A 14,695-nucleotide genomic window follows, 5' to 3' on the forward strand; every position below is an offset into this window, starting at 1 on the left:
GATCCGTCCGTCAGGCGACGATCGGACGGCTTTCGAGGGCTCGCAGGATCTGGCTCTGCGAGCGGCCGATATGGCGCTTCAGCATGCGCGCGGCGGCGTTGCCGTTGCGGGCCTGCAGGGCGTCGATGATGTCGTTGTGTTCGCGCAGCGGCCCCTCATTGTGGTCGTGCGCCACCACCGCCGACAGGCTGATCATGCAAAGCCGCTCATAGAGATCCATCACCCGGCTCATCTCCTCGGCGAGCCGCCGGTTGCGCGAGAGACCGGCCAGATGATGGTGGAAGCGGCGATTATATTCGGTGAACACCGGGATCGAGGCGGTGTCGGCATCGCGGAAGGCGTCGAGCGCCGCGAGTTCCTCGTCGGTGGCGACCAGCGCCACCTTGCGCACCCCGGCGGTTTCGAGGATCAGCCGCAGCTCCAGCATGTCGGCGGCGTCGCTGACCGAGATCTGCCGCACGCGATGGCCGCGCCGCGGCTCGATCTCCACGAGGCCTTCGAGTTCCAGCTTCTGCATGGCGTCGCGCACCGGCGACTTGCTCACGCCGAAACGCTCGGCAAGGTCGGCCTCCCGCAGCTCCGCGCCGGGCACGATGGCACAGGACAGGATGTCCCGCCGCACCATCTCATACACCCTATTGCGAACCAGGTTCATGGGAACCGCCTCACCTCTGAGATATCACGAAGCGTATATTGATCGATCGATAACGTCAATATGCCATCGCCATTCCCTTGCGGAATTCACCCCAATCACTTGCCAGCAAGCCTTTATCCGAAACAGAGCGACTGGCGAGCCGGCCATGAGCCATCCGCCTCAGCTCCTGAGAGCAGAGTCTTGAAATATCTCACGCATCAGAAAAAATGGGCCGGAGCATAGGCTCCGGCCCGAGGGGAAGCTCACGGGAGACAGGCCGCCCGAAGGCGGCGCCGGGCTCAGCCGGTCCGGCGGGCGGCGGTCGCGTAGTCGACATTGCCGCCGCCATAGCGGCGCACGCGCACATTCGCCTGCTCGGCATGGCCGAGAAAACCTTCGAGCACGCAGAGCCGCGAGCAATATGCGCCCACCTCGGCGCTGGCCGCGTCGCTGATCACCTTCTGGTAGGTGCAGGTCTTGAGGAACTTGCCGACCCACAGCCCGCCGGTGTAGCGCGCCGCCTTCTTGGTCGGCAGCGTGTGGTTGGTGCCGATCACCTTGTCGCCATAGGCGACATTGGTGCGCGGGCCCAGGAACAGCGCACCGTAATTGCGCATGTTGTTCAGGAAATAATCCGGGTCGGCGGTCATCACCTGCACATGTTCGGAGGCGATGCGATCGGCCTCGACGACCATCTCGTCGACACTGTCACAGACGATCACCTCGCCGAAATCGCGCCACGCCGCCGCGGCGATCTCCGCCGTCGGCAGGATGGTGAGCAGCCGCTCCACCTCCGCCATGGTCTCGCGCGCCAGCCTTTCCGAATTGGTGAGCAGCACCGCCGGTGAGGTCGGCCCGTGCTCGGCCTGCCCGAGCAGGTCGGTCGCGCAGATCTCCGCATCCACCGTTTCGTCGGCGATCACCAGCGTCTCGGTCGGACCGGCGAAAAGGTCGATGCCGACCCGGCCATAGAGCTGGCGCTTCGCTTCGGCGACGAAGGCGTTGCCCGGTCCCACCAGCATGTCGACCGGCGCGATGGTCTCGGTGCCCAGCGCCATCGCCGCCACCGCCTGCACGCCGCCCAGCACCAGGATCTCTTCGGCGCCGGCGAGATGCATCGCCGCCACGATGGCCGGGTGCGGCCCGTTCTGGAACGGCGGCGCCGCCGCCACCACGCTCTTCACGCCCGCCACCTTGGCGGTCACCACGCTCATATGCGCGGAGGCGACCATCGGATATTTGCCGCCCGGCACATAGCAGCCGACCCGCTCCACCGGCACGTTCCTGTGCCCCAGGATCACCCCCGGCAGCGTCTCCACCTCGAGGTCGAGCATGCAGGCGCGCTGCTTCTCGGCGAAGTTGCGCACCTGCGCCTGCGCGAAGCGGATGTCGTCGAGATCGGCCTTCGATACCCGGGACAGCGCCGCCTCGATCTCCTGTTCCGACAGGCGGAAGCTCGCCGGCGACCAGGCGTCGAAGCGCTCGGAATAGGCGCGCACCGCCGCGTCGCCCCCCGCCTCGATTTCCTTGAGCAGGGTCTCGACGGTGGCGCGCACCTGCGCGTCGGCATCGGCGCGCTCCTCGACGGAGCGCGCGGTCTTGAGATGGCGGGCCATGTTTTCCTCCCGGCGCCGGCTGCGGTACCGATCCGGTACACCCTTGTATCCGGTCGCGATCAGTTGTTATTTATCGAGTGAAAACTAAATCCGGCGAGAGTGTCAAGCCTCGCTTGCCCGCCGTCCGCCTCCATGTTATTTATCAAGCGATAATTAATAGGAGGAACGCCATGCGAGCCACCGGCCTGAACCACCTCTCCATCGGCGCGAAGGACGTCGATGCCTCCGTGCGTTTCTATGTCGAGATGTTCGGCATGGAGGTGATCCCCACCTACAATTTCGGCTTCCGCACCCAGTATCTGCGCTGCGGCAGCCAGCAGCTGCACATTTTCGGCCTGCCCGACGCCACGCCGCACTACCAGCACTTCGCGATCAACGTCGACGACTTCATGGGCGTGTATGAGCGTGCCCGCGACGCCGGCCTCATCGACCACGCCACCTTCGGCAACGGCGTCAACGAGATGCCGGATGGCACGGTGCAGCTCTATCTGCGCGATCCCGGCGGCAATCTCGTCGAGGTCGACTGGCCGGATGTCGCCAGCCTCGACACCGCGCGCATCCCCGAGCTGAAGCGCCTTGCCGACCGCTTCGAGCAGGTGGGCGAGAATCTCGAGGCGACGCTGTTCCTCGACCGCCGCCGCGCATGAAGGGAGGCGACGATGAGCGATATGACGACGGCCCCCCTCGCCTCCCCGCGCGCGATGCGCTCGCCTGTCGAGCAGCGCCACGACGAGATGCTCCAGCGCGCCATCGATCTCGCCTCGGTCCTTGCCGGCCGCGCGCCGCGCGCCGAGGAACTGCGCCGCCTGCCGCCGGAAAGCGAGCGCGACCTGCATGAGAGCGGCCTCTACCGCATGCTGCAGCCGGCCGCGCTCGGCGGGTCCGAGCTCGGCTATGAGAGCCTGATCACCATCGGTGCCGCGCTGGCCGCCGGCTGCGCCTCCACGGCGTGGAACCTCACCAATCTCGCCAGCCATCACTGGATGCTGGCGATGTTCCCGCCCGCGGCGCAGGACCGCATCTGGAAGGAGGATCCCGACGCGCTGATCGCCTCGTCCTTCGTCTTTCCGGCGGCGAAGGTGGCGAAGGCTCCCGGCGGCTATGTGGTTTCCGGGCGCTGGCCGTTTTCCTCCGGCGTCGACGTCTGCTCCTGGAACATGCTGGCGGGCATCGTCCGCGCCGAGGGCGAGGCACCCGACCATCGCGTCTTCCTCATCCCCCGTTCCGACTACCGCATCCTCGACACCTGGCACGTCACCGGCCTCAAGGGCACCGGCTCCAACGACGTGGTGTGCGAGGAGGTGTTCGTGCCGGAAGCGATGAGCGTCTCGGTCGCGGATCTGAAGGGCGGCGCCACGCCCGGCAGCGAGCGCCACCCCGCCCCGCTCTACCGGCTGCCGGTGTTCGCGCTGTTCCCGGCGATTCTCTCCGGGGTAGGGCTCGGCAATGGCGAGGGCGCGCTCACCGATTATGTGGGCTCCACCCGCAAGCGGTCGGCCAATTACACCGGCGCCCGCCTCGCCGAATTGCAGAGCATCCAGATCCACATCGGCAGCGCCGCCACTCGGCTCAGCCATGCCCGGCGGATGATGCTCGGCATTTGCGAGGAGGCGATGCGCGACGCCGAGCGCGGACATGTCCCGGACACGGTGACGAAATTCGCCTATCGGCGCGACCTCGCCCACGCGACCGGGCTGGCGCGGGAAGCGGTCGACGAGATCAACGCCGGCAGCGGCGCCCAGGGGTTGTATCTCGCCGGTAGCCAGCAGCGCCGTTTTCGCGATGCTCATGCTATAACGGCGCATATCGCCTTCAGCACCGATGTCGCCAACGCCGCCTTCGGGCGCCTGGCCCTGGGGATGGAAAGCGACAATCCGGTCGTGTGACAGCGCGACACCGGAAAGGACGAGATGATGACACCACGCTCATCCCTATCGCCCGCCGCCGCGAAGCCGGTGGCGGCGCGGCGCACCCGCAACAAGCCCGAGGAACGGCACAGGGAGTTCGTCCGCAAGGCCGTCGAATTGTTCGCCGAGATCGGCTTCGAAGCCGGCACCCGCGAGCTCGCCCAGCGGCTCGGCGTCACCCAGCCCCTGCTCTACCGCTATTTCCCCAGCAAGGACGACCTGATCGCCGCCGTCTACCAGGAGATCTACGTCAATCGCTGGAAGAAGGAATGGCGCGAAGGCCTCATCGACGACACCCGCCCGATTCGCGAGCGCATCATCGCCTTCTACGAGGATTACACGGCGACGATCTTCACGCCGGAATGGATCCGCATCTATCTCTTCGCCGGCCTGCGCGGCGTCGACATCAACCGCCGCTACGCCGCCACCGTGGAGGAGGAGATCCTGCGGCCGATCACCCTCGCCACCCGCCACAGCTTCGGCCTTGGCGAGGAGCCGCCGACGCCGGAGGAGGTCGAGCTGTTCTGGACCCTGCAGGGCGGCATCTTCTACTATGGCGTGCGGGAGATCGTGTACCAGTTCCCGATGCCGGTGGACCGTTCGGCCATGATCCGCAACGCCGTCGACACCTTCCTCGCCGGCGTCGGCCCGGTGCTGAAGCGGCTGGCCGAGCGCGTGGAGGTTCCGGCTTAGACCATTCGACGATGGACGCTCGAACATCTCCGCTTTGATCGAAGATGCCGCGCGCCTATGATCGGCGCGGAGTCCATCGCCCGAGCGGAGAGCGCCGTGTCCCTTCAATCCGTTTCGCCCGGCGACGACGATGCCACCACGCTGGGCATCGAGATCTATGCCCGCCTGCGGCGCGATCTCATCGCCGGACATTTGAAGCCGGGCGAGCGCCTGCGCTTCCGCCAGCTCAGCGCCGCCTATGGCGTCGGCATCGCGCCGCTGCGCGAGGCGCTCTCGCGGCTGGTGTCCGACCAGCTGGTGCGCTTCGAAGGCCATCGCGGCTACACGGTGGCGCCGCTGTCGCTGTCCGATCTCCACGATCTGTGCGCGCTGCGCACCGAGCTCAGCTGCAACGCGCTGCGCCGCTCCATCGCCGGCGGCGACGAGGATTGGGAGGCCGAGATCCTCGCCGCCCTGCACCGGCTGGAGCGCACGCCGCTCCCGCATTCGGTGGAGGACCGCAAGACCGTGGACGAATGGGAGCAGCGGCACGATCGTTTCCACCACAGCCTCATCGCCGCCTGCGGCTCGCCGTGGCTACTGCATTTCTGCGGCGCGCTCTCCGATCATTTCCAGCGCTACCGCCGGGCGGTGATCGTCGTCACCTCCTCGTCGGAAGCGCTGCTCAAGCGGGTGCGCGAGCAGCACCGCACCGTCGCCGAGGCGGCGATCGCCCGCGACGCCGAGCGCGCCACCACCATCCTCGCCGAGCATTTCCAGGGCAGCGTCGAGGTGGTGATCCGCAATTACGAGGAGGTCTCGCGCAGCCTCTCCGCGGGCAATGGCGACTGAGGCTTCCGCGAACCACCAAGCTCCAACTTTATTGACATCGATATTTTGTTCGAACATCCTTGCGATTAACAATCACAAGGACCGTTCGACGGGCGCCTGCTCGCGACGATCCGTCGGGAGGACGCCGCATGCTCGACCACACCAAGGCCGCCGACGTCAAAATCGACCTCATCTCCGGCATGCGGCTGATCGCGCATGACCCGCTGGCCGGTTTCGGCGGCGTGGGGGAAGGCATGTCGCTGCAGCGCGCGCCCGATGGCCGGCGCATATTGTGGGTGGCGCATGAAGGGCCGCCGAAGAACTTCACCGGCGTCGACGTCACCGATCCCTCCCGTCCGAAGGTGATCGTGCAGACCGAGCTGCCGCACAACAAGGTGCGTTCCAACTCGCTGGAAACCACCGGCGACATCATGGCCGTCGCCTACCAGACCGCGCAGCCGGGCCTGCAACCGGCGGGCATCGAGCTGTTCGACATCTCCGTGCCGGAGAACCCGCGCTCGATCAGCTTCTTCGACTGTTCGGGCCCGCATTCGCGCGGCGTGCACCAGGTGTGGTTCGTCGATGGCGAGTTCATCCATTGCGCCGCCGGCGCCGCCGACTTCACCCCGCGCAACCCGCTCGACGACCAGGCCTACCGCATCATCGACGTGCGCAACCCGTCGAAGCCGGTGGAGGCCGGCCGCTGGTGGATGCCCGGCACCGCCGAGGGCGACGACGCCCCGCCGCCGGAACGGCTGAAGATCGACAGCGGCTTTCGCTGCCACAACACCAATGTCTACCCGGACCGCCCCGACCGCGCCTATGTCGGCTATATCGACGGCGGCTTCTATGTGATGGACATCTCCGACAAGTCGCGCCCCACCGTCATTTCCCGCTTCAGCCCGAACCCGCCCTTCCCCGGCTTCGCCCACACGCTGATGCCGCTGTTCGGCCGCGACCTCGCGGTGGCCAGCCACGAATGCATCCACGATGACGGCTTCGACTGGCCCAAGCTCACCTGGCTGCTCGACATCCGCCGCGAGGACAATCCGGTGCCGCTCTCCACCCTGCCCATGCCCTCCTTCGAGGAATATGGCCGCAAGGGCGGGCGCTTCGGTTGCCACAACCTGCACGAGAACCCGCCGCGCGACACCGCGCTGCATTCGGAGACGCTGCTGTTCTCGACGCTGTTCAATGGCGGCCTGCGCGTGCACGACATTTCCGACCCGCTGATCCCCCGCGAAGTCGCCGCCTTCGTGCCCTCCGCCCCGCCCGGCGCCCGCGTGCCGGCGATCCAGATCAACGAGGTCTATGTCGACGAGAACGGCATCGTCTATTGCGGCGACCGCCATGCCGGCGGCATCTACATACTGGAACTCGACATCTGAGCCGGCGGGGAGGCACGGGCATGACCATCCCCCGCGATCCCCTGCCCGTCGTCCTGATCACCGGCTTCCTCGGCAGCGGCAAGACCACGCTGCTCAACCATCTCCTGCGCGATCCCGGCATGGCCGACACCGCGGTGATCGTCAACGAGTTCGGCGACATCGCCATCGATCATCTGCTGGTCGAGAGCGCCATCGAGAACACGGTGGTGCTGCAGAGCGGCTGCATCTGCTGCACGGTGCGCGGCGATCTCGTCGATACGCTCGACGATCTCTGCACCAAAGTCGCGCAGGGCGAGGTGCCGGCCTTCTCCCGCATCGTCATCGAGACCACCGGCCTCGCCGACCCCGCCGCCCTCGTCCGCGCCTTCCTCACCGAGCGGACGCTGGTGGCGCGCTTCGCGCTGCGCGCCGTCGTGACCACCGTCGACGCCGTCAACGGCGCCGGCCAGCTCGACGGTTTCGCGGAGGCCCGTCACCAGGCGGCGCTCGCCGACATCCTGGTGCTGACCAAATCCGATCTCGCCCCGCCCGAGGCGGTCGCCACCCTCACCGCCCGCCTGAAGGCGATCAACCCGGGGGCTGGCCTGGTTCCGGTGGTGCAGGGGGCCATCGCGCCGGACGATCTGTTCGCGCGCGTGCCGGAAAATCCCTCGCGCACCGGCTCCGATGTCCTCGCCTGGCTCAACGGCGACGCCTTCGCCGGCAGGCCCGGCGATCCCCGCTCGCCCCATGACGACGGAATCCGCGCCTTCGCCGTCACGCTGGACCGGCCGGTGGAACGCGAGGCGCTGCGCGGCTGGCTGCGGTCGATCCTGTCGCTGCGGGGCGACGACCTGCTGCGGATGAAGGGGATCGTCGCCCTTCGCGGCGAAGCCTCGCCGATGGTCGTGCATGCGGTGCAGGCCGTGCTGCATCCGCCGGTGCGTCTGGCCAATTGGCCGAGCGAGGATCACACGACGCGCATCGTGTTCATCACCCGCAACATGGAGCCGGAAGCCTTACGCAACAGTCTCGAAGTTCTCGCCACCCGGACGGCAGCGTGAATCGCGCCATTCATCCGGCCAGACGTCGGCCTCATATCCGGGATCGTAACCATGTATGCAATACGCGCCACCGACAACAACCAGGCATCTGCGCACATAAAACAACAATTTAGTCAGTATTCCTGACATTTTCCTACCCCTGACATTCTTGTTCATTTCCCTGAATCCTATCACACACCTCTCGATCATGTCGACGGTATACAGAAATTAGACAGGAAAATCAGCAAATAACTCCGCCATATACCTCATATAACGCCATATAAACTTACAGATATTCCACGGTTACGGATAAATCCTGTCCGGGACAGACTTGCGCCCGCATCCAGGCTTGATAAACCTGTTTCCCCGGATACACGATAAATACCTCATTCATGCCGAGAAGTACTGTAGGTATGCCGTCCCGATATGGATCGATCCTGAATAAATATTTCATTTTAACTTGACAGTTCCGCAACAGCATCTTCTCTTCATGCCACAAGACGTCACAAGACGCTGTGTCACTGCCATGCCTGGGAAGGAACGCCACATGATCCAGCTTCACGTCGCTCCGCCGTTTCATTTGCGCCTCAAGCAATCCGCGGTCGCCATCGCGCTCGGCGCCGCGCTGGTCGCGGCACCGGCCGCGCTCAGGGCGCAGACCGCCCCCACCGGCCCCATCGAGATCACCACCGGCACCAGCCCCGGCGGCACGCCGGACGTGCTGATGCGCCGGGCCGCCAAGATCCTCAACGAGCAGAAGATCATCACCAACCCGCTGGTGGTGCAGAACCGCACCGGTGGCTCGTGGATGGTCGCGGCCAATTTCGTGATGGGCAAGAAGGGCGACCGCAACGTCGTGCTGTGCATCGCCCAGCCGATCCTCACCACCCCGATCACCCAGGGCCTGCCGACGCTCTATGACAAGCTCACCCCGATCAGCATGTTCATCCAGGGCGATCTGGTGCTGGTGGTGCAGCCCTCCTCGCCGGTGAAGGACCTGAAGCAGCTGGTCGCGCTCGCCGCCCAGCGCGAGCGCTCGGTGAAGGTGGCCGGCGCCCAGTCCGGTTCCACCGACCACATGGTGGCCGGCCTCGTCGAGAAGGCCGGCAAGGTGAAGCTGAACTACGTGCCCTTCGACGGTGGCGGCGCCGCCCAGGCCGCCTTCCTCGGCGGCAATGTCGACCTGATGACCCTCACCCCCAGCGAGGCGCTGCCGCTGGTGAAGAGCGGCAAGGCCCGCATCCTCGCCATCCTGTCGACCGAGCGCAGCACGGCGGCGGAGCTGAAGGATATCCCGACCGCCAGGGAGCAGGGCTTCGACATCGTCTGGGGTCAGTCCTGGGGCCTCGCCGGCCCGCCCGGCCTCGACGCCGACACGGTGAAGTTCTGGGACGACGCCATCGCCAAGCTGGTGGCCAACCCGGAATGGCAGGCGAGCCTCAAGGAAAACTTCCTGCGCAGCCGCATGGTGCCGGCCGCCGAGGTGAAACCCTACATGCAGAAGCTGCATGACGAACATCTGGCGCTGCTGCGCGACCTCGGCCTCGCCAAGCAGCCGGCGGTGCAGTGAGCGACGGGTGAAGTTCGCCCCGGCCGGCCGGGGGCCCCTCACCCCATCCCTCTCCCCCACGGGGAGAGGGGGCCGGTCGGGCCGGGTGGAACCGACGGCAGCTCTGGTGAAACGGATGCCGCATCGAACGTCGCCGCGTCTTTTCCCTCGCCCATGGGAGAGGGGCAGCAAGCCTCCCGATGCCTCGTCCGGCTCAAGCAAGCTCACCGACCGTGCCGCCGGGAACAACCTGCTCCCTCTCCCCGGTGGGGAGAGGGGTGGGGTGAGGGGGAAGCAACGCGTCCCAATCGCGCCCCCTCACCGACCCGCTTTGCGGGCCACCTCTCCGTCGAAGCTGGATGTTTCCGGCTTCGACCTTGACGGAACCGAACTCGGCAACAGCCGGGTTCGGGCGGGGAGAGGAAAACAAAGCGCCGGACGCTCCGTCCGCCCGGCCGCCTCTGCGCCTGAACGGAACCGGCAACGGAGCCTCGCATGAAAGCCGTCAACGTCATCACCGCCCTGACGCTGCTCGCTCTCTCGGCCCTGGTGCTGCTCGGCACCTGGGAGCTGCCCTATTGGGCCGAGTTCGCGCCCGGCTCGGCCTTCGCCGCCTTCTGGGTGGCGGTGGTCGGCATCGTGCTCGCCATCGCGCTGCTGGTGACGACGGCGATGGACCATGGCGGCGAGCCGCACAGCTTCCCGGACCGGCGCGGCCTCGTGCGCGTCGCCGCGCTCGCCGCCGGCTTGTGGGTGATGGTGCTCGTCATCCCGCTCATCGGCTTCGTGCCCGCCGCCATCGCCTTTTCCCTGTTTCTGCTGCTCGGCATCGAACGGCGACCGCTGGTCCCCAGCCTGTTCACCACCGCGGTGATCACCGGCCTCGTCTATGGCGTGTTCATCGCGTGGCTCGGCATCGCCCTGCCCACCGGCCCGTTCGGCATCTGACAGCGCGGGAGCTTTCAATGGACGCCCTTGCCTCCCTCGCCCAGGGCTTCGCCGTCGCCATGACGCCGACGAACCTCCTGTTCGTGTTCATCGGCGTGACGCTCGGCCAGCTCATCGGCGCCCTGCCCGGCATCGGCCCTTCGGCCGGCATGGCGCTCTTGCTGCCCGTCACCTTCGGCCTCGATCCGGTCACCGCGCTGGTGATGCTCTCCGGCATCATGTATGGCGGCATGTATGGCGGCACCCTCACCTCGGTGCTGGTGAACGTGCCCGGCGAGGCGGCGAGCGTGATGACCGCCGTCGACGGCAACCAGCTCGCCCGGCAGGGCCGCGCCGGGCAGGCGCTGGCCGCGGCCGCCATCGGCTCCTTCCTCGCCGGCATCGGTGCCGTCACCGCGCTCGTCTTCCTCACCCCGGCGCTCAGCGCCTTCGCGCTCGGCTTCTCCGCCCCGGAATATTTCCTGCTGGCGCTGCTGGGCATCACCGCCACCGCCAGCCTCGGCACCGGCTCGGCGGTGAAGGCGATGATCGGCGCCACCCTCGGCCTGATGATCGCACTGGTCGGCACCGATCCGATCCAGGGCACCTCGCGCCTCACCTTCGGCTCGCTGGAGCTGCTGGAAGGCGTCGACTTCCTGCCCGTCGCCATCGGCGTGTTCGGCATCGCCGAGATCCTGGTCTCGATGGAGCAGACGCAGGCCAGCGCGGCGGTGCGCACGCGGCTGCGCGACATGTGGCTGACCCGCAAGGACTGGGTCGAGTGCCGCATGGCGATGCTGCGCGGCGGGGTGATCGGCTTCGTCATCGGCCTGATGCCCGGCGCCGGCCCGACGGTGGCGGCCCTGCTCGCCTATGTCGTCGAGAAGAAGGCCAGCCCGCACCCGGAGAAATTCGGCCATGGCGCGCTGGACGGCGTGGCGGCGGCGGAATCGGCCAACAACTCCGCCGCGCACGGCGCCATGGTGCCGATGCTGGCGCTCGGCATTCCCGGCTCGGCCTCCACCGCGGTGCTGCTGGCGGCGCTGGTGCTGCTCGGCATCCGCCCCGGCCCGATGCTGCTCACCGAGCAGGCCGACCTGGTGTGGGGCCTCATCGCCTCGATGTTCATCGGCAATGTGATCCTGCTGATCATGAACCTGCCGCTCGCCCCGCTCTTCGCCAGCGTGCTGCGCATTCCCTATTCCTATCTGGTGCCGGGCATCCTCGTCGTGTCGCTGGTCGGCGCCTACGCGATCAGCCTCAGCCTGTTCAATGTCGGGCTGACGCTGTTCTTCGGCATGGTCGGCTACCTGATGATCCGCGCCGACATCCCCCGCGCGCCGCTGGTGCTCGCCGTGGTGCTGGCGCCGCTGATGGAGAGCTCGCTGCGCCAGAGCCTGATGCTGTCGGAAGGCAGCCCGGCGATCTTCGTCCAGCGCCCGCTCTCCGCCGTGCTGGCACTGCTGGTGATCGGCTCGCTCGTGCTGCCGCTGTTCGGCTTCTTCCTCGCCCGCCGCGCGGCGCGCCGTGCCGGCGTCGCCGAGGCGCTGTCCCATTCCTCCGACTAGGACCTGACGATGACCGCACCCGTGATCGACGTCCACGCCCATATCCTCACCGAGGAGATGATGGCCCGCATGCGCCGCGAGGCGCCCGAGATCGGCCCCACCCTCTCGGAGGTCGATGCCGAGGGCGGCGTGCTGAAGGTCGGCGACATCGTGCAGCGCCCCTTCCCGCGCGGCGGCTGGGATCTCGACCGGCGCCTCGCCGACCTCGACATCGCCGGCTTCGACCTGCAGGTGCTGTCCAACTGCCCGCAGACCTTCCTCTATGAGCGCGAGGCGGCACTCACCGGCGCGCTCTGCCAGATCCAGAACGAGGCGATCGCCGAGCTGGTGCGCCGCCGGCCCGACCGCTTCCTCGGCATCGCCACCCTGCCGATGCAGGACCCCGCCCGCGCCGCCGACGAACTGCGCCGCGCCGTCACCAAGCTCGGGCTGAAGGGCGCGCAGATCGGCTCGCATATCGAGGGCAGGAATCTCGACGACCCGGCGCTGGAACCGATCTGGGCCACCGCCGAGGAGCTCGGCGCCTTCATCCTCATCCATCCGCAGAAGACGGCGGCGGGCGAGCGCACCAAGGAATTCTATCTCAAGAACCTGATCGGCAACCCCCTGGAGACCACCATTGCGAGCGCCTCGCTGGTGTTCGGCGGCGTGCTGGAGCGCTATCCCGATCTCAGGATCTGCCTCGTGCATGGCGGCGGCTTCCTGCCCTTCCAGACCGGGCGGATGATCCATGGCTGGAAGGAGCGCCCGGAATGCCGGCGCTTCATCAAGGAGAGCCCGGAAGTCTCGATCCGCCGGCTCTATTTCGACACGCTGACCCATTTCGGCCCGGCGCTGCGCTACCTCACCGATACGTTCGGCGCCGATCACATCCTGCTCGGCAGCGACTATCCGTTCGACATGGGCACGCTGGAAGGCGCCCGGCAGGTGCGCGCCGCCGGCCTGCCAAAGCCCGACGAGGCCGCCATTCTCGGCACCACCGCGGCCGGCTGGTTCGGCCTCCCCGCCGCCTCGCGCCAGGCGGTGAACGCATGAGCACCGAGACCCGCAACGCCGCCATCCTGCGCCCCAGCGAGTTGCCCGTCACCGAGCGCGGCGGCGGCGCGCGCACCGTGCGGCTCGTCACCGCCGAGCTCGGCTCAACGAGGCTGCTCAACGGCATCACCCGCTTCGGTCCCGGCGCGGCGATCCCGCTGCACAGCCATAATTGCGAGGAGAGCGTCATCATCCTCGAAGGCGATGCGGTGTTCGAGATCGACGGCGTCACCCACGAGTTGACCACGCACGACACCACCTGGATCCCGCCGGACGTGCCGCACCGCTTCCGCAACGCCTCGGACAGCGCGCCGCTCGCCATCTTCTGGACCTATGCCGACACCGCCGCCACCCGCACACTGGCGGCGACCGGCGAGACCCGTTCCATCGCCTCCGAACATGCCGCGGACAAGCAGGCCGGAGACAAAGCCGCCGGAGGCCGCCCATGAACGCCGCCGTGAAACCCGATCCCGGCATCGCCGCCACCGCGCCGGCACAGGCGATCGAGGACCTTGTCGCCGATGCCATGCGCGTCTGCGGCCTTCCCGCCGAGGACGCGCAGCGCGTCGGCAAGCTGATGGCCGAGGCCGATCTCACCGGCGCCGACGGCCACGGCATCTTCCGCCTGCCGCAATATGTGCGGCGGCTGAAGGGCGGCGCGGTCAACCCGACACCGCGCATCGAGGTGGAGCGCGCCGCGCCCGGCGTCGCCCTGGTCGACGGCGACAACGGCATGGGTCATCTGGTGATGAGCGTCGCCGCCGACACCGCCACCGCCATCGCCCGCGAGATCGGCATCGCCTGGGTCGGGGTGCGCCGCTCCAACCATGCCGGCCCGGCGGCGCTTTATGTCGACATGCTCGCGCAGCGCGGCCTTGTCGGCATCTATTCGGTGGTGGCGAGCTCCAACCACATGGCGCCCTGGGGCGGTACCTCCTCGCTGCTCGGCACCAACCCGCTCGCCATCGCCATTCCCGCCGGCGAGGGCAAGCCGCCGGTGCTGCTCGACATCGCCACCACCGTGGTGTCCTACGGCACCGTCAAGAAGCATGTCCTCAACGACGTCCCGATGCCCGAGGGCTGGCTGGTCAGCAGGAAGGACGGCAGCGCCATCACCGATCCCAAGCGCAGCGGCGAGGGCCTGCTGCTGCCGATCGGCGGCCACAAGGGCTCCGGCCTCGCACTGATGCTCGGCCTGCTGGCCGGCACGCTCAACGCCGCCGCCTTCGGCAGCGAGGTGATCGACTTCAACGCCGATTCCACCTCCGAGACCAATACCGGCCATTTCCTGGTGGCGCTGGACGTCGCCCGCTTCATGCCGCCGGCCGCCTTCGCCGCCGTCCTACAGCGCCAGCTCGACGAACTGCGCCATGACGCGCCGCTGCCGGGCACCGACGGGGTGCGCATTCCCGGCGACCGCCGCGCGGTCTTGCGCGAGGCCCGCATCCGCGACGGCGTGCCGATCCCGCCGCCGCTGCGCCGCCAGCTCGACGAGCTCGCCACGACGCTCGGCATCGAGCCGCTCGCCGCCCGGCAGTCCTAGATC

At 67.7% G+C, this 14,695-nt stretch carries 14 protein-coding genes; 12 read left to right on the forward strand and 2 right to left on the reverse strand.

Features of this window, described 5'->3' with window-relative positions:
• Positions 1-10: 10 nt before the first annotated feature.
• Entirely contained in the window at positions 11-655 is a 645-nt protein-coding gene (locus KHC19_RS01900) for a GntR family transcriptional regulator (RefSeq protein ID WP_213350323.1), read from the reverse strand.
• A 278-nt stretch (positions 656-933) separates the two neighbouring features.
• Positions 934-2,250, reverse strand: a complete 1,317-nt coding sequence (gene hisD / locus KHC19_RS01905) for a histidinol dehydrogenase (protein ID WP_213350324.1) — start codon at positions 2,248-2,250, stop codon at positions 934-936.
• Positions 2,251-2,420: 170 nt separating this feature from the next.
• Between hisD and KHC19_RS01910 the strand changes: the two genes are divergently transcribed.
• The 12 genes from KHC19_RS01910 to KHC19_RS01965 all read left to right on the forward strand — a co-directional run bounded on the left by KHC19_RS01910 (position 2,421) and on the right by KHC19_RS01965 (position 14,692).
• On the forward strand, positions 2,421-2,897 hold the full coding sequence (locus KHC19_RS01910; RefSeq protein WP_213350325.1) for a VOC family protein: 477 nt from the start codon (positions 2,421-2,423) through the stop codon (positions 2,895-2,897).
• Positions 2,898-2,909: 12 nt separating this feature from the next.
• A complete protein-coding gene (locus tag KHC19_RS01915) occupies positions 2,910-4,136 on the forward strand; it encodes an acyl-CoA dehydrogenase family protein (RefSeq protein WP_213350326.1) in 1,227 nt (408 codons plus the stop codon).
• Positions 4,137-4,160: 24 nt separating this feature from the next.
• A complete protein-coding gene (locus KHC19_RS01920; RefSeq protein ID WP_246548092.1) occupies positions 4,161-4,850 on the forward strand; it encodes a TetR/AcrR family transcriptional regulator in 690 nt (229 codons plus the stop codon).
• A gap of 96 nt (positions 4,851-4,946) precedes the next feature.
• The gene (locus KHC19_RS01925) at positions 4,947-5,681 is read left to right on the forward strand and encodes an FCD domain-containing protein (protein WP_213350327.1); all 735 of its coding nucleotides are present in this window, start codon (positions 4,947-4,949) and stop codon (positions 5,679-5,681) included.
• Positions 5,682-5,809: 128 nt separating this feature from the next.
• Complete coding sequence (locus KHC19_RS01930) at positions 5,810-7,048, forward strand: LVIVD repeat-containing protein (RefSeq protein WP_213350328.1); 1,239 nt, start codon at positions 5,810-5,812, stop codon at positions 7,046-7,048.
• Between the two features lie 20 nt (positions 7,049-7,068).
• Positions 7,069-8,091, forward strand: a complete 1,023-nt coding sequence (locus KHC19_RS01935) for a CobW family GTP-binding protein (protein WP_213350329.1) — start codon at positions 7,069-7,071, stop codon at positions 8,089-8,091.
• Positions 8,092-8,617: 526 nt separating this feature from the next.
• Positions 8,618-9,640, forward strand: a complete 1,023-nt coding sequence (locus tag KHC19_RS01940; protein ID WP_213350330.1) for a Bug family tripartite tricarboxylate transporter substrate binding protein — start codon at positions 8,618-8,620, stop codon at positions 9,638-9,640.
• Between the two features lie 474 nt (positions 9,641-10,114).
• The gene (locus tag KHC19_RS01945; protein ID WP_213350331.1) at positions 10,115-10,567 is read left to right on the forward strand and encodes a tripartite tricarboxylate transporter TctB family protein; all 453 of its coding nucleotides are present in this window, start codon (positions 10,115-10,117) and stop codon (positions 10,565-10,567) included.
• Positions 10,568-10,584: 17 nt separating this feature from the next.
• Positions 10,585-12,114, forward strand: a complete 1,530-nt coding sequence (locus KHC19_RS01950; protein WP_213350332.1) for a tripartite tricarboxylate transporter permease — start codon at positions 10,585-10,587, stop codon at positions 12,112-12,114.
• Between the two features lie 9 nt (positions 12,115-12,123).
• A complete protein-coding gene (locus KHC19_RS01955; RefSeq protein ID WP_213350333.1) occupies positions 12,124-13,149 on the forward strand; it encodes an amidohydrolase family protein in 1,026 nt (341 codons plus the stop codon).
• On the forward strand, positions 13,146-13,598 hold the full coding sequence (locus KHC19_RS01960) for a cupin domain-containing protein (RefSeq protein WP_213350334.1): 453 nt from the start codon (positions 13,146-13,148) through the stop codon (positions 13,596-13,598). The genes KHC19_RS01955 and KHC19_RS01960 overlap by 4 nt, the downstream gene beginning before the upstream one ends.
• Entirely contained in the window at positions 13,595-14,692 is a 1,098-nt protein-coding gene (locus KHC19_RS01965; RefSeq protein ID WP_213350335.1) for an Ldh family oxidoreductase, read from the forward strand. The genes KHC19_RS01960 and KHC19_RS01965 overlap by 4 nt, the downstream gene beginning before the upstream one ends.
• Positions 14,693-14,695: the final 3 nt, after the last annotated feature.

Origin of the sequence: Ancylobacter oerskovii (genome assembly GCF_018390555.1) — a bacterium.
Taxonomy (GTDB): domain Bacteria; phylum Pseudomonadota; class Alphaproteobacteria; order Rhizobiales; family Xanthobacteraceae; genus Ancylobacter; species Ancylobacter oerskovii.

Coding starts and splice junctions, on each gene's coding strand:
- KHC19_RS01945 (WP_213350331.1), top strand. CDS start 10,115: ATGAAAGCCGTCAACGTCATCACCGCCCTGACGCTGCTCGCTCTCTCG.
- KHC19_RS01920 (WP_246548092.1), top strand. CDS start 4,161: ATGATGACACCACGCTCATCCCTATCGCCCGCCGCCGCGAAGCCGGTG.
- KHC19_RS01965 (WP_213350335.1), top strand. CDS start 13,595: ATGAACGCCGCCGTGAAACCCGATCCCGGCATCGCCGCCACCGCGCCG.
- KHC19_RS01910 (WP_213350325.1), top strand. CDS start 2,421: ATGCGAGCCACCGGCCTGAACCACCTCTCCATCGGCGCGAAGGACGTC.
- KHC19_RS01950 (WP_213350332.1), top strand. CDS start 10,585: ATGGACGCCCTTGCCTCCCTCGCCCAGGGCTTCGCCGTCGCCATGACG.
- hisD (WP_213350324.1), bottom strand. CDS start 2,250: ATGGCCCGCCATCTCAAGACCGCGCGCTCCGTCGAGGAGCGCGCCGAT.
- KHC19_RS01960 (WP_213350334.1), top strand. CDS start 13,146: ATGAGCACCGAGACCCGCAACGCCGCCATCCTGCGCCCCAGCGAGTTG.
- KHC19_RS01955 (WP_213350333.1), top strand. CDS start 12,124: ATGACCGCACCCGTGATCGACGTCCACGCCCATATCCTCACCGAGGAG.
- KHC19_RS01915 (WP_213350326.1), top strand. CDS start 2,910: ATGAGCGATATGACGACGGCCCCCCTCGCCTCCCCGCGCGCGATGCGC.
- KHC19_RS01935 (WP_213350329.1), top strand. CDS start 7,069: ATGACCATCCCCCGCGATCCCCTGCCCGTCGTCCTGATCACCGGCTTC.
- KHC19_RS01940 (WP_213350330.1), top strand. CDS start 8,618: ATGATCCAGCTTCACGTCGCTCCGCCGTTTCATTTGCGCCTCAAGCAA.
- KHC19_RS01900 (WP_213350323.1), bottom strand. CDS start 655: ATGAACCTGGTTCGCAATAGGGTGTATGAGATGGTGCGGCGGGACATC.
- KHC19_RS01930 (WP_213350328.1), top strand. CDS start 5,810: ATGCTCGACCACACCAAGGCCGCCGACGTCAAAATCGACCTCATCTCC.